At 59.1% G+C, this 23,338-nt stretch carries 18 protein-coding genes and 3 tRNA genes; 10 read left to right on the forward strand and 11 right to left on the reverse strand.

Translation table 11 applies throughout. The annotated features are described in order from the left end of the window. The first annotated feature begins 3 nt into the window (after positions 1 to 3). A complete protein-coding gene (gene thrB, locus F3J08_RS05195; protein WP_166928718.1) occupies positions 4 to 966 on the forward strand; it encodes a homoserine kinase in 963 nt (320 codons plus the stop codon). Then, complete coding sequence (rnhA, locus tag F3J08_RS05200; RefSeq protein WP_122049377.1) at positions 959 to 1,435, forward strand: ribonuclease HI; 477 nt, start codon at positions 959 to 961, stop codon at positions 1,433 to 1,435. The genes thrB and rnhA overlap by 8 nt, the downstream gene beginning before the upstream one ends. Positions 1,436 to 1,598: 163 nt before the next feature. On the opposite strand, the gene F3J08_RS05205 is transcribed toward rnhA, so the two are convergent. Beyond that, a complete protein-coding gene (locus F3J08_RS05205; RefSeq protein WP_122039264.1) occupies positions 1,599 to 2,606 on the reverse strand; it encodes an ABC transporter substrate-binding protein in 1,008 nt (335 codons plus the stop codon). An 83-nt stretch (positions 2,607 to 2,689) separates the two neighbouring features. Here F3J08_RS05205 and F3J08_RS05210 point away from each other — a divergent pair. Continuing rightward, positions 2,690 to 2,765 (forward strand) — tRNA-Asn (locus tag F3J08_RS05210). Positions 2,766 to 2,784: 19 nt separating this feature from the next. Here F3J08_RS05210 and F3J08_RS05215 read toward each other — a convergent pair. Further along, positions 2,785 to 4,047, reverse strand: a complete 1,263-nt coding sequence (locus tag F3J08_RS05215; RefSeq protein WP_166928719.1) for an MFS transporter — start codon at positions 4,045 to 4,047, stop codon at positions 2,785 to 2,787. 164 nt (positions 4,048 to 4,211) lie between these two features. Between F3J08_RS05215 and F3J08_RS05220 the strand changes: the two genes are divergently transcribed. The 4 genes from F3J08_RS05220 (at position 4,212) to F3J08_RS05235 (ending at position 5,341) form a co-directional block, all read left to right on the forward strand. After that, positions 4,212 to 4,565 carry a tRNA-binding protein gene (locus F3J08_RS05220; protein WP_205206746.1) on the forward strand — a complete coding sequence of 118 codons (354 nt, stop codon included), beginning with the start codon at positions 4,212 to 4,214 and terminating at the stop codon, positions 4,563 to 4,565. After that, the gene (gene gpt / locus F3J08_RS05225) at positions 4,565 to 5,050 is read left to right on the forward strand and encodes a xanthine phosphoribosyltransferase (RefSeq protein WP_023978602.1); all 486 of its coding nucleotides are present in this window, start codon (positions 4,565 to 4,567) and stop codon (positions 5,048 to 5,050) included. Before F3J08_RS05220 ends, gpt begins: the two co-directional genes overlap by 1 nt. 113 nt (positions 5,051 to 5,163) lie before the next feature. Continuing rightward, positions 5,164 to 5,240, forward strand: a tRNA-Pro gene (locus tag F3J08_RS05230). Between the two features lie 24 nt (positions 5,241 to 5,264). Beyond that, positions 5,265 to 5,341: transfer RNA gene (locus tag F3J08_RS05235), tRNA-Arg, on the forward strand. Between the two features lie 253 nt (positions 5,342 to 5,594). Here the strand turns inward: F3J08_RS05235 and F3J08_RS05240 are convergent. Genes F3J08_RS05240 through hsdR form a run of 4 tightly spaced genes read right to left on the reverse strand, consistent with a single transcriptional unit; the run spans position 5,595 to position 12,875 of the window. After that, positions 5,595 to 6,524, reverse strand: coding sequence for a restriction endonuclease (locus F3J08_RS05240; RefSeq protein ID WP_166928720.1), 930 nt, complete (start codon positions 6,522 to 6,524; stop codon positions 5,595 to 5,597). A 4-nt stretch (positions 6,525 to 6,528) separates the two neighbouring features. Beyond that, the gene (locus F3J08_RS05245; protein ID WP_166928721.1) at positions 6,529 to 7,992 is read right to left on the reverse strand and encodes a restriction endonuclease subunit S; all 1,464 of its coding nucleotides are present in this window, start codon (positions 7,990 to 7,992) and stop codon (positions 6,529 to 6,531) included. Next, positions 7,989 to 9,455, reverse strand: coding sequence for an N-6 DNA methylase (locus tag F3J08_RS05250; protein ID WP_166928722.1), 1,467 nt, complete (start codon positions 9,453 to 9,455; stop codon positions 7,989 to 7,991). The genes F3J08_RS05245 and F3J08_RS05250 overlap by 4 nt, the downstream gene beginning before the upstream one ends. After that, positions 9,456 to 12,875 (reverse strand): type I restriction-modification system endonuclease, encoded by a 3,420-nt coding sequence (gene hsdR / locus F3J08_RS05255; RefSeq protein ID WP_166928723.1) that lies wholly within the window; start codon positions 12,873 to 12,875, stop codon positions 9,456 to 9,458. A 542-nt stretch (positions 12,876 to 13,417) separates the two neighbouring features. Here hsdR and F3J08_RS05260 point away from each other — a divergent pair. The 3 genes from F3J08_RS05260 (at position 13,418) to F3J08_RS05270 (ending at position 18,868) form a co-directional block, all read left to right on the forward strand. Then, positions 13,418 to 16,378, forward strand: a complete 2,961-nt coding sequence (locus F3J08_RS05260; protein ID WP_166928724.1) for a ligand-binding sensor domain-containing diguanylate cyclase — start codon at positions 13,418 to 13,420, stop codon at positions 16,376 to 16,378. 172 nt (positions 16,379 to 16,550) lie between these two features. Then, entirely contained in the window at positions 16,551 to 18,485 is a 1,935-nt protein-coding gene (locus F3J08_RS05265) for a GAF domain-containing protein (protein ID WP_205206748.1), read from the forward strand. Then, entirely contained in the window at positions 18,482 to 18,868 is a 387-nt protein-coding gene (locus F3J08_RS05270; protein ID WP_197669055.1) for a response regulator, read from the forward strand. Before F3J08_RS05265 ends, F3J08_RS05270 begins: the two co-directional genes overlap by 4 nt. A gap of 41 nt (positions 18,869 to 18,909) precedes the next feature. Here F3J08_RS05270 and F3J08_RS05275 read toward each other — a convergent pair whose 3' ends face one another. From F3J08_RS05275 to F3J08_RS05295, 5 genes are all read right to left on the reverse strand, one after another. Then, positions 18,910 to 19,896: a DMT family transporter gene (locus F3J08_RS05275; protein ID WP_166928725.1), complete on the reverse strand. Its 987-nt coding sequence runs from the start codon at positions 19,894 to 19,896 to the stop codon at positions 18,910 to 18,912. Between the two features lie 15 nt (positions 19,897 to 19,911). Continuing rightward, on the reverse strand, positions 19,912 to 21,426 hold the full coding sequence (locus F3J08_RS05280) for a PepSY domain-containing protein (protein WP_166928726.1): 1,515 nt from the start codon (positions 21,424 to 21,426) through the stop codon (positions 19,912 to 19,914). A 125-nt stretch (positions 21,427 to 21,551) separates the two neighbouring features. After that, a complete protein-coding gene (locus F3J08_RS05285) occupies positions 21,552 to 22,103 on the reverse strand; it encodes a nicotinamidase (RefSeq protein WP_166928727.1) in 552 nt (183 codons plus the stop codon). Between the two features lie 70 nt (positions 22,104 to 22,173). Beyond that, the gene (locus F3J08_RS05290) at positions 22,174 to 23,121 is read right to left on the reverse strand and encodes an HlyD family secretion protein (RefSeq protein ID WP_166928728.1); all 948 of its coding nucleotides are present in this window, start codon (positions 23,119 to 23,121) and stop codon (positions 22,174 to 22,176) included. 13 nt (positions 23,122 to 23,134) lie between these two features. Continuing rightward, the gene (locus tag F3J08_RS05295; RefSeq protein WP_023978594.1) at positions 23,135 to 23,329 is read right to left on the reverse strand and encodes a DUF1656 domain-containing protein; all 195 of its coding nucleotides are present in this window, start codon (positions 23,327 to 23,329) and stop codon (positions 23,135 to 23,137) included. Positions 23,330 to 23,338: the final 9 nt, after the last annotated feature.

Raw genomic sequence — 23,338 nt, forward strand, 5'->3', positions numbered from 1 at the left:
TCGATGGCGGTCTATACAACCATCCCGCCGGAGACGCTTGAGGCGTTTCTGGCGGAATACGATCTCGGTCCGCTCAAGAGCGTGGACGGAATCGCCGAAGGTGTCGAGAACACCAATTATCTGATCGAGACCGAAGCCGGGCGCGCGATCCTCACCCTGTATGAAAAGCGGGTGAATGAGGCCGAACTGCCCTGGTTTCTTGGCCTGATGCAGCATCTTGCCCGTCGTGGCCTCAAATGCCCGACCCCGGTGATTGCGCGTGACGGCGTTGCCCTGCGGCGCCTCATGGATCGTCCGGCAGCCATCACGACCTTTCTTACCGGCCGACCGATCGCCACGATCACAGCGGGAGCGTGCTTCTCTCTGGGTCAGGCGCTGGCGCGGTTGCATCTGCTGGGGGACGGCTTTCGGGCGCGTCGTGAAAACAGTCTTGGCCCGCAGGCCTGGCAGCCATTGCTCGATTCCTGCCACGGCGCAGGCGACAGCCTGTATCCGGGCCTGACTGAAGAGCTTCAGCTGGCCATTGCCGATGTGCTGAAAGCTTGGCCGCAGGAAGGGACCCTGCCGCAGGGGCAGATCCATGCGGATCTCTTCCCGGACAACGTGTTTTTTGAGGGCGGGAACGTCTCCGGGCTGATCGATTTCTATTTCGCCTGCACTGATCTCTATGCCTATGATCTGGCGATCTGTCTCAATGCCTGGTGCTTTCCTGACGAGCAGACGGCCTCGCCTGCGCTCATTGCCGGGATGATGGGGGGCTATCAATCCGTGCGGCCGCTCGCGGCTGAGGAAAAGGCGGCTATGCCAGCGCTCGTTCAGGGGGCTGCCATTCGTTTCCTGCTGACCCGACTCTATGACTGGATCAACACGCCAGCGGATGCGATCGTCACACGCAAGGACCCGCTGGCCTATCATCACAGGCTTCGAGCCTGGCGCGAGAATGCGAAGGGGTTGCTCCATGTCTGAGGCAGCCAAGCCACCGCTCCCCGAGGGCGCGCCGCACGTCGAGATCTGGACCGATGGGGGCTGCCGCCCCAATCCGGGACCGGGAGGCTGGGGCGCATTGCTCTGTGCCAATGGGCATGAGCGTGAGCTTTCGGGTGGTGAACCCGAGACCACCAATAACCGCATGGAACTCACGGCAGCGGCCGAGGCGCTTGAGGCGCTCAACCGCCCCTGTCATGTGACGCTCCATACCGACAGCGAGTATCTGCGTAATGGCATCACGCGCTGGCATACCGGCTGGGTAAGGCGCAACTGGCGCAATGCGGCGGGTGATCCCGTCAAGAACATGGATCTGTGGCAGCGTATCCTGGAAGCGGAAAAGCGCCACCATGTGACCTGGCTCTGGGTGCGCGGTCATAGCGGCAACGTCAACAATGAACGCGTGGACCAGCTTGCCACAGCAGGGCGCGAGGCTATCGAGCGGAGCTGATGGCCCCGGCCATCGCTGGCCGATACATGTCTCTGTTAAATCTCTTTTTCTCGTCCCGTTCAGACAAGCAACCGCCCGATGTCTCGGGCTTTCGCCGGGTCACAACGCTGTCGGGCATAGCGGGGCGTTCCCCCGCGCATCCAAGCCTTGCGAAAACCCCGCATCAGACGGGCAGGCAGATACGATGGGCGATGTCGGTCGCGTTATCGGCGTCCTGCATCAGGCCGAGCAGCTTGAGTTCGTCCACATATTGCTCGACCTGCACACGAAGCGGATGCCCTGTGACCGGATGGCTGGTGATTTCGCGATCCAGCATGCCCTTCGCATCGTCCGGTGCGTCCTTGTCCTTGTCCCATAGCAACGCCAGCTCGTCGCGATGCGCGGGGAATTCGTGCTGGGCATCGCTGAGCGCGGCGGTGAGGGCGGCAGCGAGGCCGGGGTCCTGAGCCAGAGCCTTGGTTGCGATACCGAGCGTAAGATCGATTCTTTCGCGTTCAGCCCCCGTCATGCTGTCGAGCATGTTCCAGCTGACACCCTGGGTCTGTTGGAGGATTCGCCATCCCATCGGGTCATGCACGGCGACGGCATCCAGCTCCCCTGCGCGCAGGGCATCGGCCATGTCGTCTGCAGGAATCGCGACCCAATGGACCGAATCGGTTGGATGCAGCCCACGTCTACGAAGCTGGATGCTGACGAATCGGCGGTCTGCACCCTCAAGGCTCATGACACCAATCTTCTTTCCAGCGAGGTCAGCCACCTTGTGCAGCTTCAGGTCGCGCCGCACCAGAAGCCGGTAGCTGCCGCCTCTGACGCCGCAGGCCAGTTTCGCCGGCAGATCTTCGGCGTCATCCTGATAAAGCGCGGGCAGCCAGTCGAGCAGGGGGCTCAGCGCGGCATCGGCGCGACCGTTCTGCACGGCATCGATGGCACTATTTCCGCCGCCAACCTCGACGATATCGACCTGCAGATTATAGCGACCGAAAAGCCCCTGCTGGCACAGCCAGAGCAGGGGATCATAATCGGATTCGGGCCAGGCGAGGCGTACGCGCCTCGGTTTTCCGTCTGTCGCGATCTGTGTGCGATGATGGAAAACATGCCGTGATTGCAGGACTGTAGCGAGAATGATGCCGCCTGCACCCATGAGAACAAGTCGGCGGGAGGGCGCTGCCATCAGAAGAAAAACTCCATATGCAAAAAAAATGACAAAGGGGGGTTTACCCCATGAAAAGCTTTCGCTAGATAGTGCCTCGCCGGTCCCGAATAGCTCAGTTGGTAGAGCAAGCGACTGTTAATCGCTGGGTCGTAGGTTCGAGTCCTACTTCGGGAGCCAGGCATTTTTCCTTCAGAATTCATGTTTCATCCGTCGTGATCGTATCAAGGCGATCCAGCGCCCACAGGCGCGGGAACATCCTGATCCAGAGCCCCGCGACGACAAGCGTGCCAATGCCGCCTGCCACAACTGCGGCTTCAGTGCCGATGGCTGTCGCCAGCATACCGCTCTCGAATTCACCCAGCTGATTGCTCGAGCCGATAAACAGCATGTTCACGGCAGAAACACGGCCCCGCATGCCATCGGGCGTGGCAAGCTGCGTGAGGGCGCCACGCACCACTACACTCACCACGTCGGCAGCGCCCAGCACGGCCAGGGAGAGGACGGAGAGGGTGAGGGAATGCGAGACGCCAAACACAATCGTGGCGATGCCGAAAATACCGACAGAGGCAAACATGATGGGGCCAGCATGAGATTTGAGCGGGTAGCGGGCGAGCACCAGCGAGCCCATGAGCGCCCCCACAGCCGGTGAAGCCCGAAGTATGCCCAGCCCTATGGGGCCAAGATGCAGAACATCATCGGCATAGACAGGCAACATGGCTGTTGCCCCACCCAGCAGCACCGCGAACAGATCGAGCGAGATTGCCCCCAGCAGGTCGCGGCGACGCTTGAGGAAGGCAATACCGCCGAACAGCGATTCGAGGCTCATGGGCGAACGATTGCCCACATAGGGTTTCAGCCTGAGCAAAGAGGTCGAGACCAGCGCAACGGCAAAACCACAGGCGCAGGTCAGGTAACAGAAATCCGCGCCCATGCCGTACAGCAAGCCACCCAGAGACGGGCCAATGATCGAGGCTGTCTGGAACAGGGAGGATGACAGCGCCGCCGCCCGAGGGAACTGTGCCGGAGTGGCGATTGAAGGCAGAAAGGTCTGCTGGCAGGGCCCCTCGAAGGACCGAAGTGCTCCGAAACACGCGACGAGTGCATAGAGCGCCCAAGGCGCCAGCTGGCCCGTCATGGTGGCGAAGGCCATGAGAAGTGCACCGCACACCTCGATCGCCTGACATATCTGCACGATACGCTTGCGATTATAGCGATCGGCTACGTGTCCCGAGATGAATACCAGTGCGAGCATGGGCAGGAACTGGGCGAGACCGATAAGGCCAAGCGCCGTGACGCTATGGGTCAGGGCATAAGTTTGCCAGGCAACCGTCACGGCAAGCACCTGTGCAGACAGGGCAGAGAGCGTGCGACCGGCGAGAAAGGGCCTGAGCCCGATGATATCGCGCAGCGCGTCGGAGGGAGGAGGGGGCGAAGCGTCGGGAGAAAGGGGCTCTGGCATGGCGCAATCACTATAGACAGCGCCCGCAATCCAGCAATGTTGTGTATGAGAATCGGCAGCACACCTTCGCGCAGGTTTTTGCCCCATAGCAAGCGTCAGAATGCCCGCGCAGCATGGTGATTGCGCGATTGCATTTCACGGGTTGCGCAGGCAGGTTCCGCCGCATGACTTCAGACAGCGACATTGCCCCCGAATCGTCTCCGGCCCCGGTGCAGGCTGGGACCGTTCAGCCTGATATACGTGTCGGGACGATCGCCTCGGCGCAGGAAGAGGGGGGCAAGACGCTGCTCTGGATCGATTTCGGCGCCCATCTGGGTGTCCGTCGTGCCACAATGACCTTGGCAAGAAACTACAAGGCACCGCAGCTGGTTGGCAGGCAGGTTTGCGCTGTGGTTAACCCGCAACTGCAAAACACGACCGTCAATCAAGTGCTGGCGCTCGGCATGCCTGATCGCTCCGGCGACATGGTGCTGATCTGCCCGGACCACCGGGTGCCAGATGGAGGAAAACTGTTCTGATGGCTACCAACTACGCAACCGTCACCTGGGACCAGCTGCACCGCGATGCCCGTACCCTCGCCTCGGCCCTGATGGCGCGCGGCGAATTCAAGGGCATCGTGGCCGTGACAAGGGGCGGGCTTATCCCGGCGGCCATTATCGCGCGTGAGCTCGATTGCCGTCTTGTCGAATCCATCTCGGTCATCAGCTATTCGGGCGAGAGCGCACAGGACCAGAAGGAACCTCGCGTCGTGAAAGCCCCGATTGCCGCCGGTGACGGTGAGGGCTTTCTGGTGATCGATGATCTGGTGGATTCCGGTGAAACCGCCAAGGTCGTGCGCGATGTGCTGCCCAAGGCGCATTTTGCCTGCCTTTACGCCAAGCCCAACGGTAAGCCGCATACCGATCAGTATGTCATGGAAGTGGCGCAGGATACCTGGGTGCTCTTCCCGTGGGACACGGCGCCGCTCTTCGTGCCGCCCCTGGCCCGCAACCTGGGCGCCTGAACTGGGCACCTAACTTGGGCGCGCAACTTCTGGGCGTAACCTCGGATAATTCTTCAGTTTTTTCGAGAGTGCACCTTTCACCCTGCCGCGAGTTGCGGTAGGGTCCGCGCGTTCGGGGCGTGGCGCAGCCTGGTAGCGCGCTTGTTTTGGGTACAAGAGGCCCCCGGTTCGAGTCCGGGCGCCCCGACCACCACCACCAAGGGTATGGCGATACGCGCCCTTAGCTCAGTTGGATAGAGCAACAGCCTTCTAAGCTGTGGGTCGCTGGTTCGAATCCAGCAGGGCGCGCCATTTTCCAAGGGTTTGAGCGCGCTCTGGTTTGCAAAGCTTGCAGATGGTTTGCCCGCACGATGGGCAGCTTGCCAAAACGTTTACATCAGCCGCCCACGCGAAGCCGTGATCGAGACGATCTTCGTCGTTTCACGGATTTGATGTTTTTTCCTATACATTCATTCATCCGACCGCCGACGATTCGCGCCCTGTGATGGGTGAAATGTCTTTGCACTATCACCGGGCGCGGACTTGTCGGGCGGACCTGGCAGGATCACTCCTCGGCAAAGAAATCCTCATCCACGCGCTTGAACGCAATCTGTCGGTTGATGCGCACGCCCACGCCATATTCGATCATCAGGTCGGTCAGCCTGTCGCCATCAATCAGAATGACACGCTGATTCAGATGTCTGACATAGTCTCTCGCCTGAGCGCTGAAACTCGATGTCGTGACAAACACGCCCTTGGTCGCGCCATGTCCGACCAGACTGCCCACAAAGGCTTGCACATCGGGTCGGCCAATTGTCGTATCGGCGTAGCGTTTGGCCTGAACATATACCCGGTCCAGACCCAGCTTGTCTTCGTTGATGACACCATCCACACCGCCATCGCCCGAACGTCCAAGATTTGTGGCAGCGCTTCTTTGTGAGCCGCCATAGCCCATGGCAATCAGCAGATCGACAATGAGGTGCTCGAAAAACGCCGGCGTGTTCTGGACGATGCGTTCTAGCAGTTCCGCCCGCAGGGCTGACTGCATGGCTTGGTATGCGGCCTCTATCTGCTCTTCCGGTGTGGCGGTTTCGATTGAGGGCGGCGCGGCGTCTGCGGGGGCGGGGATGCTGGTTTCACCCTCCACAGGCTTCGGCTTGTCGTAAAAATCATTGAAGCTCTGATAGGCTTTCAATTCCTGAACACCAAGCTGCGCGGGATTGGTGTGCAGCAAGGCTTTGCCGGCCTCGGTGGTGACAAACCGCCCGCGTTTGGGCGAGGCGATCAGCCCCGCCTTGCCCATATAGAATTTTGCCCAGTGGATGCGGTTATGGAGTACGCGTTGATTGCCGCTCGGGAGCAGTTCCTCACGTTCTTCCGTGCTCAGGCCGAGCTGGTTGGCGATATGCTCGGCGGCCTCGGCCACACGCTGTTCGCCTGTGGCGGCGAGACGCAGCACGGGAAGCATCACCTCCTGATAGGTCGGAATGGTCATAGGCTCAGGCCGTCTTCTTTCGTCCGCGTTTGGCCCTCGGCGCGGTTTCGCGCTCCGCCCGTATGCGGTCGAGCAGCACGCTGGCGGGTTCGTCATTCGGGTCCTGCGGCACCAGCTCGCCCCGGAAGGCTTTGGCCAATACCGCCTGATCGAGATGGTCGATCAGCTTGCGGGCACTCGTTGCCTCGGCGGCGAGACGGTCGATCCATGCGAAGGCCGTTTCGACGCGACGGACGATCTCTTCCTGTTCTTCCAGAGGCGGGATTGGCAGCGCAATTTGACGAAAGCCATCAAGGTTGACCTTCTGCTGCGCAACTCCTTTCGTGATCTCATGAAGCTGAGACTTCACGAGATCAGCCCGGATACAATACATGATATAAGCAGGTATGCTTAGCTTCGCGTGGGGACGGATTTTTATACAGTCAGATGTAATAATTGCTGGCGATGCGTCCTGTGGGTAAAGAGCAGTATCACCCGGTGGATCACCCATCTTGGTTATTAAGACATCACCCGGGAGAACCGAATGGGGAGCAAGTGACTCTGCCTTTTCCAGTGTCACATGATGAGCGTTGCTGCTTTCGAAATTCTGGCGTCGGATATCTCTCACAAATACCAGCCGGATACCTGTTTCCCTATAATCCGATCGTACGAGGTTGCTGCCAAACGGTCCAATACCTATTGAATAAAGCGAATCATCTGCAATTTGATCTGTCGACAACCAACACCACTTGCTCGGTAGTGCCTGACTAGGCGTAATTGCAGCAGATTTTCGCTGTCGTGCCTTTCGTATGTTTATTCGGCATTTATCAACTGCAACATATTGATGCAGTGACGGCGCTATCTGTCCATTATTTTGGCGCCATTCCCGCGTCAGGTCGCCGCGGAAGGCGGCGGCGAGGATGGCTTGTTTGTATTTCTCGACGAGGCGGGGGATGTGGTCGAGATGGTCGCGGGCGCGTCTGGATTTGCCGGTAAGGCTGTCGATCTTCGCCACGATCCGCCGTTGTTCGGGAAGGGGAGGAAGTGTGAATATCTGTGATTTTAAAATTTCTTGGCTGATGTTAGGCTGTGCTCCTCCTTGACCAAGAGCAACAAACTCGGCCTTTCTGGCGCGCAAATTATGGAATAAGTATTCAACGCCTATTGACGCGTGAGGTTTAATAAAGGCCACCGCTTGGTTCGTTGTTACCGGATAAGTCGTGATACCTAGCTTACCTATAGTTGCGCCATACATTGCGATGAGAATGACACCATTGCTCACCCATTTCGCCGGACTATTTTCCAAGCCATGATTGGTAATCGTCATTATGTGCTTTACAATAGGTCCATCTTGTAAATCGCCACTCCGTATCCAAGGGATGGAACCGCCGTAGTAAGATGGTTCTGAGGCTTTTGGTGTTCCGCCGCTACCCCATCGACCGACCTCCGCAAGCGTGGTACTTGTCCAACCCTCTGGCAAATCATTCATTCCGCAGTCTCCACAACCGAAGCCGCTTCATCCACACTATCCGGCTCCAGTTCCTCAGACAGTATCTCGATCTCCTCCAGCGCAGCCTTGAGATGTCCGATGATCGCGGCGGCGATGTCTTCGGGTTCGGTCAGGGATTCTTCAGCTTCGGTCTCGGTGTCACGCAGCCAGCTTATGTCGAGATTATCGTTGCGTTCCGCGATGGCGGCGCGGGTGAATTTGCGCCAGCGGCTGTCCTCGCCCTGATCCTGCCTCAGGGCCTTGCCGTAGGGGTCATCGCCATAAGCCGCCTCGAAATCGGCAAAATCCGCCACGGTCAGGGGGCGTGTCTTGCCGAAGGCGGGCATATTGGCGCGCATGTCATACACCCACACAGCCTTTGTATTGCCCTTGTCACTTTTGCCACGGGTGAAGAACAGCACGTTCGTCTTGACACCCTGCGCGTAGAAAATGCCGGTTGGCAGCCGCAGGATGGTGTGCAGATCGCAAAGCTCCATCACCCAGCTGCGCAGGCGGCGGCCGGTATTGTCCTCAAACAGCACGTTATCGGGAATGACCACGGCGGCACGGCCACCGGGTTTCAGGGCCCGGACGATATGTTCCACAAAGGCAAGCTGCTTGTTGGACGTATCGGCCGTGATGGAGAAGTCAGAGCGCGTCGGGCGTCCGCCGCCCTTCTTGGTGCCAAAGGGCGGATTGGAAAGGATGAGATCGGCTTTTGGCAGGGCCTCGCCATCGGGTGAGAGCGTGTCGATATTGACCATGCCGCCCTCAATGCCGTGAAGCAGCAGATTCATCAGGCTCAGGCGGTGGGTATCGGGCACCAGCTCCGCCCCTGTATAGGCGTTGTGACGCTGGAAATGGGCTTCCTTCTCGTCGAGGGCGTAAATCCCCCCCTTATGCTGCTTGATGTAGTGATCAGCGGCGACAAGAAACCCTGCCGTTCCACCAGCCGGGTCCTGGATGATCTCGCCGGGATGGGGCTGCATCAGGCGCACGATACAATCGATCAGCGGGCGTGGGGTGAAATACTGCCCGGCGCCGGATTTCTTGTCGGCGGCGTTCTTTTCCAGCAGGCCCTCATAGAGTGTACCCAAGCCTTCTTCACGGGCGGAGAACCAGTCGAGCTGATCGAGCGAAGTGGTCAGGGCCTTGAGGTTGGTTGGCTTGCGCAGGCGGGTCTGCGCATCAATGAAAATGGCACTGACCAGTGAATCCTGTGCCTTGCCGAGTGCGAGCAGCATGGCCTTGTAATAATCGAGCTGCTCCAGGCCCTCACGCCTGGCGAGCAGGCTCCAGCGCCAGCCTTCCGGCAGGCGCTCTTCATGGCCGGTTTCTTCCAGCATCTTGAGAAAGAGCAGATAGGTCAGCTCCGTCACATATTCATTATAGGTGACGCCATCATCACGCAGGACGTTGCACAGGCTCCAGAGCTTGGCGACGATATCGGTGGTGGTGCTCATTTATGCAGTCTTCTTCCACAATTCTTCATTGATCTTGCCCAGGAGGTTTTCCAGCTCCCCCTCAAAGACCTTGTTGAGGCGCTTGAAGCCGCCATCAGAACTGAACGGCTCCCTGTCGATGGCGGCACGATCTACCACGATTTCCCGCAGGATCTGATCACCGATGCGCCTGAGCCACAGTTTTTGCGGGTCGCTCCATGTACGGCTGGCCAGGATCGTGCGCATGGCGTCATGCACACGGGTTTCATAGGGGACAAGCGCATCCCCAAGGGCCGCCTGGCGAATAAAGCCAATGATGGAGGCGGCAATTTCCTCATTGCGTGCGTCGGACCAGGCACGACGCAAATTCGCGTCGGAAAATCCCCTGGCGTCCAGCGCGAGGCGTAGCGCCTTCAGGTCGGCGCGCGTCAGGTCGCGCGGGCGCTGCACGACCAGTTTCAGCGCAGAGAGGGTGTTGAGGTTGTCGCGCACGAACGTGGCAAAACTTTCGAGAAAATCCTCGGGCTTTGCGGCGTCGCCATAGCCGCGCGATACATCGACGATGTGATCGGCATGATGCGAGACGGGTAGAAAATTCTGGCGATTGCCATCGGCCTGCCAGTCGAGAACGGGGCCAATGGCAGCGCGATCTTGCAGCCAGCCGGCAAATGTCGGGGCGTTGTCATCCATCAGGCGTTGCAATGTATCTTCTGGCGTTTCGCCTGCTACGGCCTCGAATTTCTGCCGTGCCGCTTCGGTCAGTTTCTTGAGCCTGCGACGCAGTTTGACGGCAAGCTGATCGCGTATGGCGTCGCGCTGGGTGTTATTCTGGGCCGTCGTCATTTCCTGCACGAGTTGCGTGAAGCTGATGGACGGATTGACCACGACAGGTTTCATGTCGGTCATGTTCTGGAGGTGGGGATACAGATCAACGGCGTCGAAGATACGGAAGACGTCCTTGCCGATTTCGGGGCACTGGCGCGTGGCCCGACCAATCATCTGCTCATAGAGAATACGGCTGTTCACCCGGCGTAGAAAGACGAGATTGGTGATTTTGGGCACGTCGATGCCGGTGGTAAGCAAATCGACCGTCACGACAATCTTGGGATCGGCATCATTGCGGAAGGAGCGTATTAGGGTGCCAACCTTGTCCACGCTGCCCGTCAGTTTCTTAACCGCGCTATCATCGATCTCACCATAATGGTCGGCAAAGGCTTTCTTGATGGCGCTGACGACCATATCCGCGTGAGCGTCTGTCGCAGCAAAGATCAGCGTCTTGCCAGGGAGGGCGGGGTCGATATGGCGCGCCAGTTCTTCTGCAATGACCCGATTGAATTCCGGTGTGATGACCTGACGGTTGAAAGCCTCGACCTCGAAGTTGAGTTCATCCGGCGCATGCGCCAGATCGATTTCGCCTGTCCTGGTGTTGAGCAGTTCGAGCGCCTCGTCTTTTGCGAACGTGATGCCTGACTGCGCGAGGGCCGTTTCGATGCGTATTGGCGGCTCATGGTCGATCAGAAACCCGTCAACCACCGCCTCACGGTAGGAATAGGTAAAGACCGGCGCGCCGAAAATATCGGTGGTATGAAGGGCGGGCGTGGCCGTGAGGCCGATCTTGACCGCATCGAAATAGTCCAGCACGCGGCGATATTTGGAGATATAGTCTTCCTGCCCGCGAAAACTCAGCTCAGCATCGGACATCTCCCGGTCGAGCAGATAGCCGCGATGGCATTCGTCGATCACCATCAGATCATATTGGTCAATCGGAGGGATGGACGATCCATCGGCGGAAAATAGAACGCGTTTGACCAATCCCTGAATGGTGCAGATATGAACCTTGGTTTCCGTATCTGGCGTGACATCCTTCAGGCCTTTGAGGCCGAAAATTTCGGCAAATGTCTTGCCGGATACGACTTTCGTGGTCGAGAACTCCCCTGCCGTTTGATCTCCGAGCGCGCTGCGATCGACCACAAAGCAGATGCGCTGGAAGCGTTTGGCGGATAGCAGGCGGTAAAGCATGGCTATGGAAAGCTTGGTCTTACCCGTGCCGGTTGCCATAGCCACGAGAATCGACCGTTGTTCGGCAGACAGCGCGGCCTCGACAGCGCGTATGGCGCTTTCCTGATAATGGCGCAGGGGAAAGCCAAATATGAAAGGCTGCGCCTCGAGGGTGGCGTTTGCCGCGTCCTTATCCACTTCAAGTAAGCCCATGAGCCCTTGCGGTGTTGGCCAGTCGACCAGCGCGCGTCGATGGTTTGCCGAGCGACGGACATCGCGAAACCAGATGCCGCTCTCTGTCTCAAGCTGTTTGAGGTATGAGCGCCCGTTGGCGGCGAAGACATAAGGAACCTTGTATGCGCCCCAAGGGCCGCCAGCATAGGTGAAGTCGACACTGTCCTGCACGTCGACCGCGTAGCGTTCGGCCTGATCAATTGCCGCCGAGACATTCTTGCGTTTGCGTTTTGCCTCTACCATGCCAATCAGTGTGGTGCCTGCAAAAAGGGCATAGTCGGCGCGGCCCTTCGTGACCGGCCACTCAGCAATGGCGAGATTGCGCCCTTTGGCAGGCCGGGTACCGTTGCTGTAGCGCAGATCGACTGTGTTGGCATCCCAACCCCGATCACGCAATTGCTGGTCTATGAGCGCACGTGTTTCGGCTTCATCGAGGTCGATCTTGGCTGCAGCTTTTTCACCCTTCTCAACGAGATGTGCGACCTCAGCACGGGGCGCAGCCGCAGATTCGGCCTGAAGCGCGACGAGCTTGCTCTCGATCTGGGCCTTTTCTGTATCGAGGTCCTGGGCGATGCGTTCCCATGCGATACGATCTTCTGCCTCGCGTTGATAGCGTATCTCGAGGGCTTCGCGCGCCTGTGCGTGCGCCTCGGCGTCCAGACGGGCACGGGTCGCATTGTCCTCGGTATCGACGACAAGGCGTTTCAGCCGCTCGATTTCCTCCCGCAGAGCCGTTGTCGCATCGGCAGGCTGGCGCGGCGGTATGAAAGGGCCGGCTTTGAAATTCTCGGCGCGGCCATAGGTTTCATGAAACCAGATGCCAAGCGACCGAGCGAATTTGAGTGTCGTGAGAGCGGTAGCGTGATCTCCTGTCGCCTCATGAACGGCGCTGTTACCCGCCTTGCGCAAGGCATGAAAAATATCGGCAATTTCTCTGGGTATCAGTCGATCATAGGAGAGGCGTCGCAGGGTCTCCTCGAAGGTTTCCCTCGCATCGCGATAGGTCGCATGGTGGGCGGCGATGAGTTTCGCCATAAGTTCCGCAAACTGCCGGAGCTTGACGATAGTGGTCGAGGGATCGCTTGGGAAGTAACGTTCAGCCAGCCCGCCGAGAATCGTCAGCTGTTGGTCATGCGAAGCCAGAAAACCGAAATTTGACGAGTCCACTGCTTCCCCCAAACCGTTACCTGTCTCTTCCGCAGGAGCCATCGGCCCCCCGGAGCAATTCCTGAATTTCCGTAAATCACATACGGATACAGACAGATGCCAAGTGACCTTGATTCATTCATCTTACTCAAGCGAGCATGACCCAATTCATCCGATGTAACAATCTTGCCGATCAAGATGATTATTCAAAGCTGTGATGATCATCATGATCTGGCTGCAAACGCTCATTCTTCCAGAGGGAAATGATGGACCGACATCTCATAATGTTAGGTCCAGGCTAACAGCCGCGTTTAACGAACGGCCGTGTACTCTTTTGCGGCAGCATCCCGCCCGGCGTTGCGAAAAGGCCACGTCGGGTCACAGGATGGCGGCGCTGCTTTTCCCCAGGCAGGGGCAAGGCTATAAGAATCGTACTCTGCCCGCATGATGAACGTGACAGATGACGAAGCCCGAAGACCAGACAGACAGAATGACCCGATGTAAGGAATTGCCCTCATGGCCCGGTCCATGCGGGTGTTCGTGTCTTGCCTGAGGTCCCGTACAAACCAGCCTCTCCAGCACGCAGGTGCGATCGAGTTTCCCGGGTGAGCGAGATTCGGGCCGGGTTGTGCAGTCTGGCAATGCTCGCCGCGCCTGCCTTTTCGGCTCATGCGGCATCGGTTGATGATGTCTCATCACTCGGCAATTACGCCATCAAGCATTGGACCACGCAGGACGGACTGCCGCAGAATTCCATACGCGACATCGTTCAGACACCTGATGGTCGCATGTGGTTTGCGACATGGGAGGGTCTCGTCTCCTATGACGGGCTGGACTTTCACGTGCAGAACCGCGGCAGTGATCCGGCCCTGCCCGATAACGGGATCGGCGCTCTCGCGCTCGATGCCGCAGGCGATATGTGGTTCAGCGATTCACGTGGTGATGTCGGTCGTCATGACAGTGATGGCAGCTGGCATTTCTGGCCGCATGAGGCCAGTGCGCCCTCGACAATCGTCCAGTCGATGAAAGTGGACAGGCACGACGATGTCTGGATGCTTTATGAAAATCATGGTCTGGGCACCATGTCCCATTCCGGCAGGTTTCATTACCTGACGCCGGGGCATAACGAGCCGCTCTCGAGCATCTATCGCAACATGGCGTTTGATGCCTCGGATTCGCTGTGGCTCGGCACCTATAGCGGTATCATCATACGCGACAAGGAAGGCCATGTGCGCCAGCCTCCGGCGTCATGGGATCTGCCGCATGGGCTGTCATGGCCCTATCATGCGCCGGACGGCACATTCTGGATTGTCTCGGACAGCCGCATATTTTCCATCGCCGACAACAAGCCCCGTCTGGCCTACGATCTGAGGGATAAGGGACGGGTTACCGCATTGCTTCAGGACCGGCATGGCTCGCTATGGGTTGGCACCGAGGATCACGGGTTGCTGCGGCTCAGCGGGGACAGGGTTGAGGTCATGCCCGATACGCTCGACCCAACGGGCGGGCGTATCCTGTCTCTGGCCGAGGATACAGAGGGGTCGATCTGGGTTGGCACCAACGCCGGACTGTTCCGGCTGCAGGAAACCCCTTTCAGCAGTCTGCGCCGCCATAACGGGTTGTCGGGTGATTTTGTTCGCACCGTCATGGAGGATCATACCGGGGGGTTATGGATCGGTACGGATGGCGGTGTCTCGCGCCTTATCCATAATGATTCACCCGAGACCATGTATCTCCCGACGCGCTCGGGGCATCAGCCGGAAGTCCTGTCGAGCGCCGAGAATAACGATGGCACGGTCTGGCTTGGTACCTATGCAGATGGCCTGTTTGCCATAGCGCCTGATGGGACCATACGCCATCTTGACACGCAGAACGGTCTTCCCGCGGGCAATGTGCGCGCTTTGGCATTCGACCGTGATCATAATCTGATCATCGGAACGCAGCGTGGATTGTTCAGGCTGGCTGCGGATGACAGAGTCGAGCGGTACGGGGCTTCAAAGGCACCCAGTGGTCTCATCACTTCCATAAAGGTTCAGGACGACACGCTTTGGGTGGGCACGCTGGATGGTGTGCGTGTGATACGCGATGGCAAGACCAGAACCATACGCTTCAGCGGGGTTGATGGGGCCCATACGATCTTCGGCTTTGCATCCATTGGCAATGATCTCTGGCTGACTACCGATCGCGGGCTCTACCGCTATCGGCAGGGGAAGCTGACCCATATCGGGCGTGATGCCGGGCTGCCGGTAGACTCGGTGTTTACCTTGATCAGGGATAACAGGGGCTATCTCTGGATCACCAGCAATCGCGGCCTTTTTCGTATCGCGCTGGCTGATCTTGAGGCCGTAGCCGATGGCGGGCGCAAGACCCTGAGCTATATCCAGCTTGATGAGACCAATGGGCTCAGCAGCAGTCAGGCCAGCGGAAGCGCACAACCAGGCGCAGCGCTTACGCATGACGGCACGCTCTGGATCGCAACCGCCATTGGTCTTGCCCGAACCGATACGAACAGTTTCGACAAGTTTCTGGTCAAGCCACCGCCGCCCCCTGTCGCACTTGATGGCGTGGCTCTGGATGGGCGCGATATTCATAATCTGCGCAAGGGTGACGTGCTGCATGTGCCCTCAAGGCACAATCTGACCATACGCTATACAGCGCCAAGTTATATTGCGCCTGACGAGATCCTGTTCCGTACCACGATCACCGGCGCAGGGAGCGCCTGGACGACAACAGGACGTTCGCGCACGCTCGAACTGACATCGCTTCCCCCCGGCAGCTATACGCTTACAACGTCGGCCGCGCATCCAGGGCAGGTCTGGCCTCGTGCCGTCACGCTGGTCCGGTTTGTGATCGACCCGAAATGGTGGCAGCGGCGCCAGTTCTGGGTTCTCTGTGCTGTTGTGCTCTGCATTGTCATCGCGTTTTCGTACTGGGGGATTGTCTGGAGTTACCGGGCGGAGGCAAACCGTCTGTCGCGCATCATCCGGTCTCGCACCAAGGATCTTGAGGCGCAGACGCGGGAAAAAGATGCCCTGCTGGCGCGTCTGGAAATCCAGATCGACCTGACTGCCCGTCAGGCGCGTGAGGATGCCCTGACCGGAGTTTACAACCGTCGCGCCTTCGACGAGGCGGTCGAGAAAATGCTGACAGGGGCCAATGCCGGTGGCCCTGATTTCTGTCTGGCGATTGTCGATATCGATCATTTCAAGGCGATCAATGACACCTATTCCCATCAGACGGGGGATCAGGTTCTGCGTCAGGTCGCCCACGTGCTCGCGACCCATACGCATCCGGCTGACATGGTGGCCCGTATCGGTGGGGAGGAGTTCGGCATTCTTCTGCCTGCCCAGACATTGGATACGGCCATAGCTCGTCTCGACAGTGTGCGTGAGGCTTTTCATGAAAAGACCGATTGGGAAATCTCACGGTCTACCGGGTTGGTCACCTTCAGCGCAGGGCTGACCCGCTTTGAAGCTGGTGATACCATCAAGACACTTATGAAACGTGCTGATCTGCTGCTCTATGAAGCCAAGAACGCGGGGCGCGATCGCATCCACAATGGCTGATCACGGGTGGGAGGCAAGCGAGGCCAAAACGTAAACAAACAATGGTTGTCCATCGGGCATGTAACACCGTATGGTCGAACCTATCCGCTGAGTTGAGTTGTCGCACAAGCTTGAGGCCGTAAGCCGGACTGATCCTGCGGGCATTCCGGACCTGAGGTGCATGGAACCCGGTATGGTTGATGAGATGGCGACACCGCATGGGCTGCGTGCCTATGACATTCTCGATACGCCACCTGAGCGTGGCTATGATGATCTGGTCGCGCTCGCCAGCCAGATCTGCGAAACCCGCTCCGGCGTCGTGAGTCTGATCGACAGGGATCGCCAGTGGTTCAAGGCCCGTCAGGGCATCGGCCTGTGCCAGACTGATCTTGATCATGCCATTTGCGGCATGGTGGTCAGCACGGACTCTATCATCGAGATCGAGGATCTCCGGCTTGATCCCCGCACTGATCGCAACCCGCTCGTGGTCGAGGCGCCCCATCTCCGGTTTTACGCGGGCGTACCTCTGCGGACCCCGTTTGGCACAATCGGAGCGCTGGCGGTGTTCGACCCGGCGCCGAAGCCAGGGGGGCTGTCCGATGTGCAGCGCGCGGCGCTCGAAAAGCTGGCGCGTCTGGTGGTCGACCTGCTGGAACTGCGTCGTCAGAGCCTGGCCCATGATCGGGCACAGATGCATTGGCGCAGCCTCATCCAGACCATGAACGAGGGCTATATTCTCGCCCAAATCATGCGTGATGAGGCAGGGCAGGTGTTTGACTGGCGATATCAGGAGGTCAACCCGGCCTGGGAGCGCCATCTTGGCATTGCGGCAGCCGATGCCATCAACAGGACATGTCGCGATATCTTCCCGGGGGTCGAGCCGCGCTGGATTTCCCTTGCGGCGCAGGCAGTCGATGAAAACCGTCCCGTGTCTTTCGTGCAGGAAGTGCGCCTGTTGCGTCGCTGGTTCGAGGGCACGTTCTACCCGGTGGGGCAGGACTTCTTTTCGCTCACCTTTCGTGAAATTACCGCTCAGGTCGCGGCTGACAAGCGTCAGACCGGCCTCATCGCGCTCGGGGACGTGTTACGGGACGAACGTGACGTCGACGTCATGATATGCCGGGCCATGGCGGTTATCGGTGAGGCTCTCGATGCCGACCGTGCCACCTATGGCGAGCTCGACCACGACATCGAAACCCTGACTGTCAGTGAGGGATGGGCGGTAGAGGGGATGCCTTCTATCAAGGGGCGTTATCGCTTTGATGATTACGGCAGACTGCGCGAGACGCTTCTCGCCGGCGAAGCGCTTGTGATCAACGATATCCTGACCGATCCGCGTACGGCTGACGAGAGTGCTGGCTGGCTGGCCCTTAATGCGCGCGGCGTGATCAATATTCCGGTGCGTGAGGATGGTCGTAACGTAGCGCTCATGCTGGTGCATTTCTCTCATCCGCATGAGTGGGGTGCGGATGAAATTCACTGGCTGCATAACGCGGCAGACCGTCTGGAGGTGGCCATAGCGCGGCGGCGTGCCGACGAGATGCAGGCAGTGGTCAATGGCGAGATTGCCCATCGTCTGCGCAATACGCTGGCAATGGTACAGGCGGTTGCCCGAATGACACTGCGTGATGCGCTCTCAAAAGAGGATGCCACGCGCTTCTATGAACGGCTGCAGTCATTGGGGCGCGCTCATGACCTGCTGCATGGTGATGACCAGCGCGCCGCCCATCTGGGCGATCTGATCGCCAATATCCTGCGCGATGCCAGTATGGATGAGCGATGCCGCCTGTCGGGGCCTGTCATACGCCTGGGCTCGCGTGCCGCGATGTCCACGGCGCTTCTGATCCACGAAATGACGACCAATGCCTGCAAGCACGGGGCGCTTTCAGTGCCTGAGGGCGAGATCGAGATCGATTGGGAGATCGACTGCCAGACCGGGGGTGGCGAGCTCGTATTGAACTGGCGAGAGCGCCACGGTCCACCTGCTGCCAAGCCCGTGCGTGGCGGATTTGGCTCACGCCTTATTTCCTTTGGTCTGATTGGAACGGGTGGCGTTGCGCTGCGCTATGAGCCTGAAGGTCTGTCGGCCAGCTTCAGGGCCGATGCAGAAAAGATCATGAGGACATGATGGCGCACGCGATATCGGGCAAAACGTCAGGTTTCCCTACCGTACTGGTTGTGGAGGACGAGCCGCTGCAGCGCATGTGTCTGATGGATATGGTCGAGGAAGCCGGTTACGCTGTGGCGGAGGCCTCGGATGCCGATCAGGCCCTGATCGTTCTGGAAACCAGACCTGACATCCGTATCGTTCTGGCCGATGTGGACATGCCTGGCAGCATGGACGGATTACGTCTGGCGGCCCTTGTGCGTGATCGCTGGCCGCCCATCGAGATTATCGTGACGAGCGGTCGCGGTGTGCCCCAGCTCGCGACCTTTCCGGCACGGGCCAGATTTCTGCCCAAACCGCTGAACGAGCAGCGCGTAAAGGAAGCTCTGACACTCTTCGCCTGAGCGTACGCCGTAATTTTCCTGACGGGTCAGCCGGACAGGCATTACATCGCCTGTTCGGTTACGGCCTCCGGGGCGGGGCGACGATGCGCCGCGACACATGACAAGACGCTGGCGATGATAAATAGGAAGGAGCCGATCTCCAGCGGGCGTGGCAAGCGCTGCTCCCACGCAAACCCGTAGATCAGTGCAAAAAGCGTTTCGAACAGGATCATTTGCCCGGTGAGGGTAAGCGGTAGCAACCGGCTCATGCGGTTCCACAAGGCATTGCCACAGACCGAAGCGACAAAGGCCACTCCCGCCGAAACCGCCCAGAACATAAGCCAGTCATGATGGCTATGCCGCGCTGTGTCGCTCAGGATAGCGGCAGGAAAGAGCACAAGAGCTTGGGCGCCGGTCATGATCCCCGTAAGAAGGTTCCAGTCATGCGCTGAGACATGATCGAGGCGCGCGAGAGCGCGACTGTTTCCGACAGCAAAGCCGGTCCAGGAGGCCAGTGCAGCGCAGGCGCATGCAAGGCCGAGAACAGGGTTGTGCCCCGCAATTTCCGGTGACAGATCGACCTGAAACAGCGCCTGCCAGCCGATGCAGAAAGCCCCGATCATGCAGAAGAACAGCGATGGCGCGAGTTTCAGCAGCGGTGGGGCATCGTGGTCGCGACTGCCGATAATCGTTACGGCCACAGGCATGAACCCTATGACAAGGGAAGTCAGGGCAATTCCGCCCTTCTGCACGGCCATGGACAGCATGACATAGTAGAAGCTGTTCCCCAGAAACGAGAGACGGAACAATGTGCTCCAGTCACGAGCCGCGAGAACCCGGCACAGCGCGGGCAATCGCGCGCCAATCAGGAGCAGCGCAATAAGGCCGTAGGCGAGGTAGCGCCCGGCGGCGAGATAAAGCGGCGAGAAATGACGCACCAGTTCAGGAGCAAGGAAAACCAGTCCCCACAGGGCCCCTGCGCCTGCGCCACATAAAATGCCCAGGGGATAAGCTTGTCGGTCAGGCTGTGTGGCAGAAGGGGGTGTCATCCTGGCTCTCTTGCATCACGATCTTGCATGGCGGCGTGGTTTTCTTCCTGATCTGTTACGTGTTGCATGGTCAAGCCTCGCCGGGCTGCGGCGTCGATGCCGGCAGCGCTTCACGCCGATCCACAGGCCAGACAGGCATATCAGGCTGACACCACCAAGCAGGGGCAGAATGATCCAGAGCCGTGCGTCTGGCTGACGGAGCCAAGAAAAGAAATCGAGATCATGGGGACCATAGATGACCCAGCGTGAGCCCTTTTCTGATGTGTCGATACGTAGCAGCGCCTCGCCGGTACGAGCATCGAGATAGAGTCTTGCCCTGTCTTGTCCGATGAGACGAAAAACCGGGAAGATGCGGCGTTTGTGACGTGTCGAGAAATAATAGGCATCATCGTTCTGCAAGAGCGTCACTTCAGCCCTTGTGCCCGTCTGGGCCATTGTATCCACCAGTTCCTGCACGGTCAGGGGTGAGGGCGCGAATGTCAGATCCAGCCGCTGTGGGGTACCCTTTGCGTCTGTCACCGCAAGTCTCGTTCCATGCACGCCGGGCAGGACAACAATGTCGCGAAACGGCCGGTCGGGTACGCGGGCAAGCGCTGCAACTGTCTGCGTCAGTGCCGAGGCGGGCAGCGTGCCGCGCCATTGGGACATCCAGAGGGGGGAGGGCTTGTGAGCCATCAGCCCCGCCGGGTTCATGGTGAGGAACCCGGTCAGGATCCATGACAGGAGGAAGAGCCCGAAGACCGACCCGGCAGCATGATGAATGAGATGCGTGCCGCGATAGGGTGAAAGACGACGCCCGACCCGGAAGCGGCGCAGACCGATCCAGAGCCCAAGCGTGGTCAGGGTGACGCCAAGGCCTGACAGGATGATGAGTGTGTCAGACCAGATGACGGGGTAACGGCGCAGTTGTGAAAAATACAGCCAGTGGGGGATAGCGCCGAGCCATGACCAGAACCGTGTCTTGCGGGTGGTGGCCTGCACGACATCGCCCGTCAGCGGAGAGAGATAGAGGATCGTGCGGCGCGGGCTGTCGAAATCAAAGCGATAGAAGCCTGCATCATGGCCCTTGGTATTCAGGATCCATTGATCCACGCGGCGCAGCCCCCTGAAAACGGGTGGGGCGGTTTCGCCCTCCAGCGCAGCATAGCGGCCAGCTACCTCCGCAAGAGCAGCAGGGTCGGGATAAATATCCTCACGGCCCAGAATCTGGCCTGTGCGCAGGTCGTAATTCCGGCTTTCTGCCTTGTCGTCCATGACCTGCAAAACCCGGACAGATCCGGCCATAACCAGCCGGAACTGCCGATAGGAACCATGCAGATCCGGAAGCACAGGAGGGCGATCGAACCGCAGAGGCTCATGTGCCAGTCTGGCAAGCGGCTCGTCTGGCTGGGGCCAGGGTTTCCAGAGCATGACCATCCCGGACAGGCACCAGAGAAGCATCAGCGCGCCAAGGCCAATACCCAGCCAGCGATGAATCAGAAACGCCGCTCGAACGGCTTTTTTTCGCCATTGCTTCGCGCGGTCAGTCATGATGAAGGAGGCGCGGGCGCATGGTCGATCCGGATGAAAGCAGAGGGAGGCGACTTTTACCTGCCGCCTCGTGATCGCCCTGACAAGACGCCTGTGTCGTGCGGCGCTGCATCAATGCCGCCTGCTCAGGCCTCGATGAGGTTCACGCCAAGCATGCGCAGTTCCGTCAGGCAGGCGGCAGGGTCAGGGGCAATGCCGCGACAGGCAGGGAGCGCGATATCAGTTGCGAGGCCAAGCCGCCGCGCATCCCGGGCCGTAGCGGCAACACAGTAATCGAGCGCTAGGCCGCAAAGCGTGACATGCCCGATATCGAGCCCGCGCAGGAGGCCTTCAAGCCCGGTGGCGTGGACCTGATCGTTATCGAAAAAGGCCGAGTAGGAATCACAGGCAATATCCAGCCCCTTATGGACGATATGGCTGAGTCGGCTCTGGTTCAGGCGGGGAGAAAAATCGGCCCCTCTCGTGCCTGCTACGCAGTGAACGGGCCAGGGACCGCCATAGGGCGTGAAAGAGCAGTGTTCAGGCGGGTGCCAGTCACGGCTGGCGATAACAGCTGCAAAATCAAGAGACAGAAGCGTGTCGATTGCCGGGAAAATCGCATCGCTATTGGGCACGCCGAGTGCGCCGCCGGGTAGAAAATCGTTCTGTACGTCAATCAGGAGGAGGGCTTTTCGCATGGTCACTCCGGTGGCTCCCTGTTTCTCCAGAAGGCTAGGCGCCTGCGTGCCATCGCATCATTCCGCTTTCCTAATGGCCGATAACATGACGCATGTCGTCTCCGAAATGATGAAGCGCGTCCTTTGTGGACATGTGCCGCCTGTGGCCGTTTTCGGAGACAATCGTGACGGTGGCCGTCATGCCCGCTGCCAGATGCAGGTCAGGCGGGAGTTTGTCGATATGGATACGCACCGGAATACGCTGTGCGAGCCTTACCCATGTATAGACCGGGTCCACCGACGGCAGGCCCTGAGTTGCAGTCGAGGCATTTATGCTTGAAATGCCGCGGGTAATGCTCTCGACATGGCCGAAAACAGGATGATGGCCGCCCATGAGATCCATCCGGACGGGGTCGCCAATCTCGATATTATGGACCTTGGTCTCCTCGAAATAGCCGTCGACCCAGTAGGAGGCGGAATCGATGATCTGAATATTCACATGGCCGGCTGTGGCAAAATCGCCGGGCCGCATGAGCAGGTTTGTCACGTAGCCATCGATCGAACTGTGCACGATCGTCCGCTCCAGATCGATGCGGGCCTGTCTGAGGGCTGCCTGTGCAGCGTCATATTGGGCACGGGCCTGAGCGGCGGCGGCGGCATATTGCTGTTTTTCCTCCCCGGACACGGCAACCCCCGGGATGATCCGACGCCGCTGGAATTGCGAATTCCTGAAATCGAGATCGGCCTTGCGCTCGGCCAGATTGGCTTCGGCGGAGGCGACACGCACCTTGAAGTCGAAAGGATCGATGACATAGAGCACGTCGCCCCGATGCACGAATTCGTTGTCCTGCACCCGAACTTCGATAATTTCGCCTGAAACACGCGGCGCCATGTTCACGACCTGCGCGCGGACCTGTCCGTTACGGGTCCAGGGGGCTGCGGTATAGTAATCCCACAGGATCACGATAACGATCCCGGCGACCACAAGGATCGACAGGGTGATGAACCACCGGATCAGGCGGGAGGCACGAGCGAGCACGAGCGGATTACCTTCACAAAAGCCAGGTATAAAGGCCAAGCAGACAGACAAGCAGGCCGAATTGCGCGAGTGGCGGATTCCAGAAAAAACGCCACAGATTGAGACGGCCGAAGCACCAGCGCACAATGGCCAGCGTGAGGAGAGCGAGAAACAGATTGGCGACAAAGGCCGAGACGAGAACGCCTTCGAGGTCGATGACTTCACTCATACCCATCAC

The sequence above is a fragment of the Asaia sp. As-1742 genome (genome assembly GCF_011753235.1).
In the GTDB taxonomy this organism is placed as follows: domain Bacteria; phylum Pseudomonadota; class Alphaproteobacteria; order Acetobacterales; family Acetobacteraceae; genus Asaia; species Asaia bogorensis_B.

Bases quoted from the DNA above. Each gene is read 5' to 3' on its own strand.
- F3J08_RS05240 (WP_166928720.1), bottom strand. From the start codon at position 6,524: ATGACCATTCCGACCTATCAGGAGGTGATGCTTCCCGTGCTGCGTCTC.
- F3J08_RS05285 (WP_166928727.1), bottom strand. From the start codon at position 22,103: ATGCGAAAAGCCCTCCTCCTGATTGACGTACAGAACGATTTTCTACCC.
- F3J08_RS05220 (WP_205206746.1), top strand. From the start codon at position 4,212: ATGACTTCAGACAGCGACATTGCCCCCGAATCGTCTCCGGCCCCGGTG.
- gpt (WP_023978602.1), top strand. From the start codon at position 4,565: ATGGCTACCAACTACGCAACCGTCACCTGGGACCAGCTGCACCGCGAT.
- F3J08_RS05295 (WP_023978594.1), bottom strand. From the start codon at position 23,329: ATGAGTGAAGTCATCGACCTCGAAGGCGTTCTCGTCTCGGCCTTTGTC.
- F3J08_RS05250 (WP_166928722.1), bottom strand. From the start codon at position 9,455: ATGAGCACCACCACCGATATCGTCGCCAAGCTCTGGAGCCTGTGCAAC.
- F3J08_RS05205 (WP_122039264.1), bottom strand. From the start codon at position 2,606: ATGGCAGCGCCCTCCCGCCGACTTGTTCTCATGGGTGCAGGCGGCATC.
- F3J08_RS05215 (WP_166928719.1), bottom strand. From the start codon at position 4,047: ATGCCAGAGCCCCTTTCTCCCGACGCTTCGCCCCCTCCTCCCTCCGAC.
- hsdR (WP_166928723.1), bottom strand. From the start codon at position 12,875: ATGGCTCCTGCGGAAGAGACAGGTAACGGTTTGGGGGAAGCAGTGGAC.
- F3J08_RS05275 (WP_166928725.1), bottom strand. From the start codon at position 19,896: ATGACACCCCCTTCTGCCACACAGCCTGACCGACAAGCTTATCCCCTG.
- thrB (WP_166928718.1), top strand. From the start codon at position 4: ATGGCGGTCTATACAACCATCCCGCCGGAGACGCTTGAGGCGTTTCTG.
- F3J08_RS05280 (WP_166928726.1), bottom strand. From the start codon at position 21,426: ATGACTGACCGCGCGAAGCAATGGCGAAAAAAAGCCGTTCGAGCGGCG.
- F3J08_RS05245 (WP_166928721.1), bottom strand. From the start codon at position 7,992: ATGAATGATTTGCCAGAGGGTTGGACAAGTACCACGCTTGCGGAGGTC.
- rnhA (WP_122049377.1), top strand. From the start codon at position 959: ATGTCTGAGGCAGCCAAGCCACCGCTCCCCGAGGGCGCGCCGCACGTC.
- F3J08_RS05270 (WP_197669055.1), top strand. From the start codon at position 18,482: ATGATGGCGCACGCGATATCGGGCAAAACGTCAGGTTTCCCTACCGTA.
- F3J08_RS05265 (WP_205206748.1), top strand. From the start codon at position 16,551: ATGGTTGATGAGATGGCGACACCGCATGGGCTGCGTGCCTATGACATT.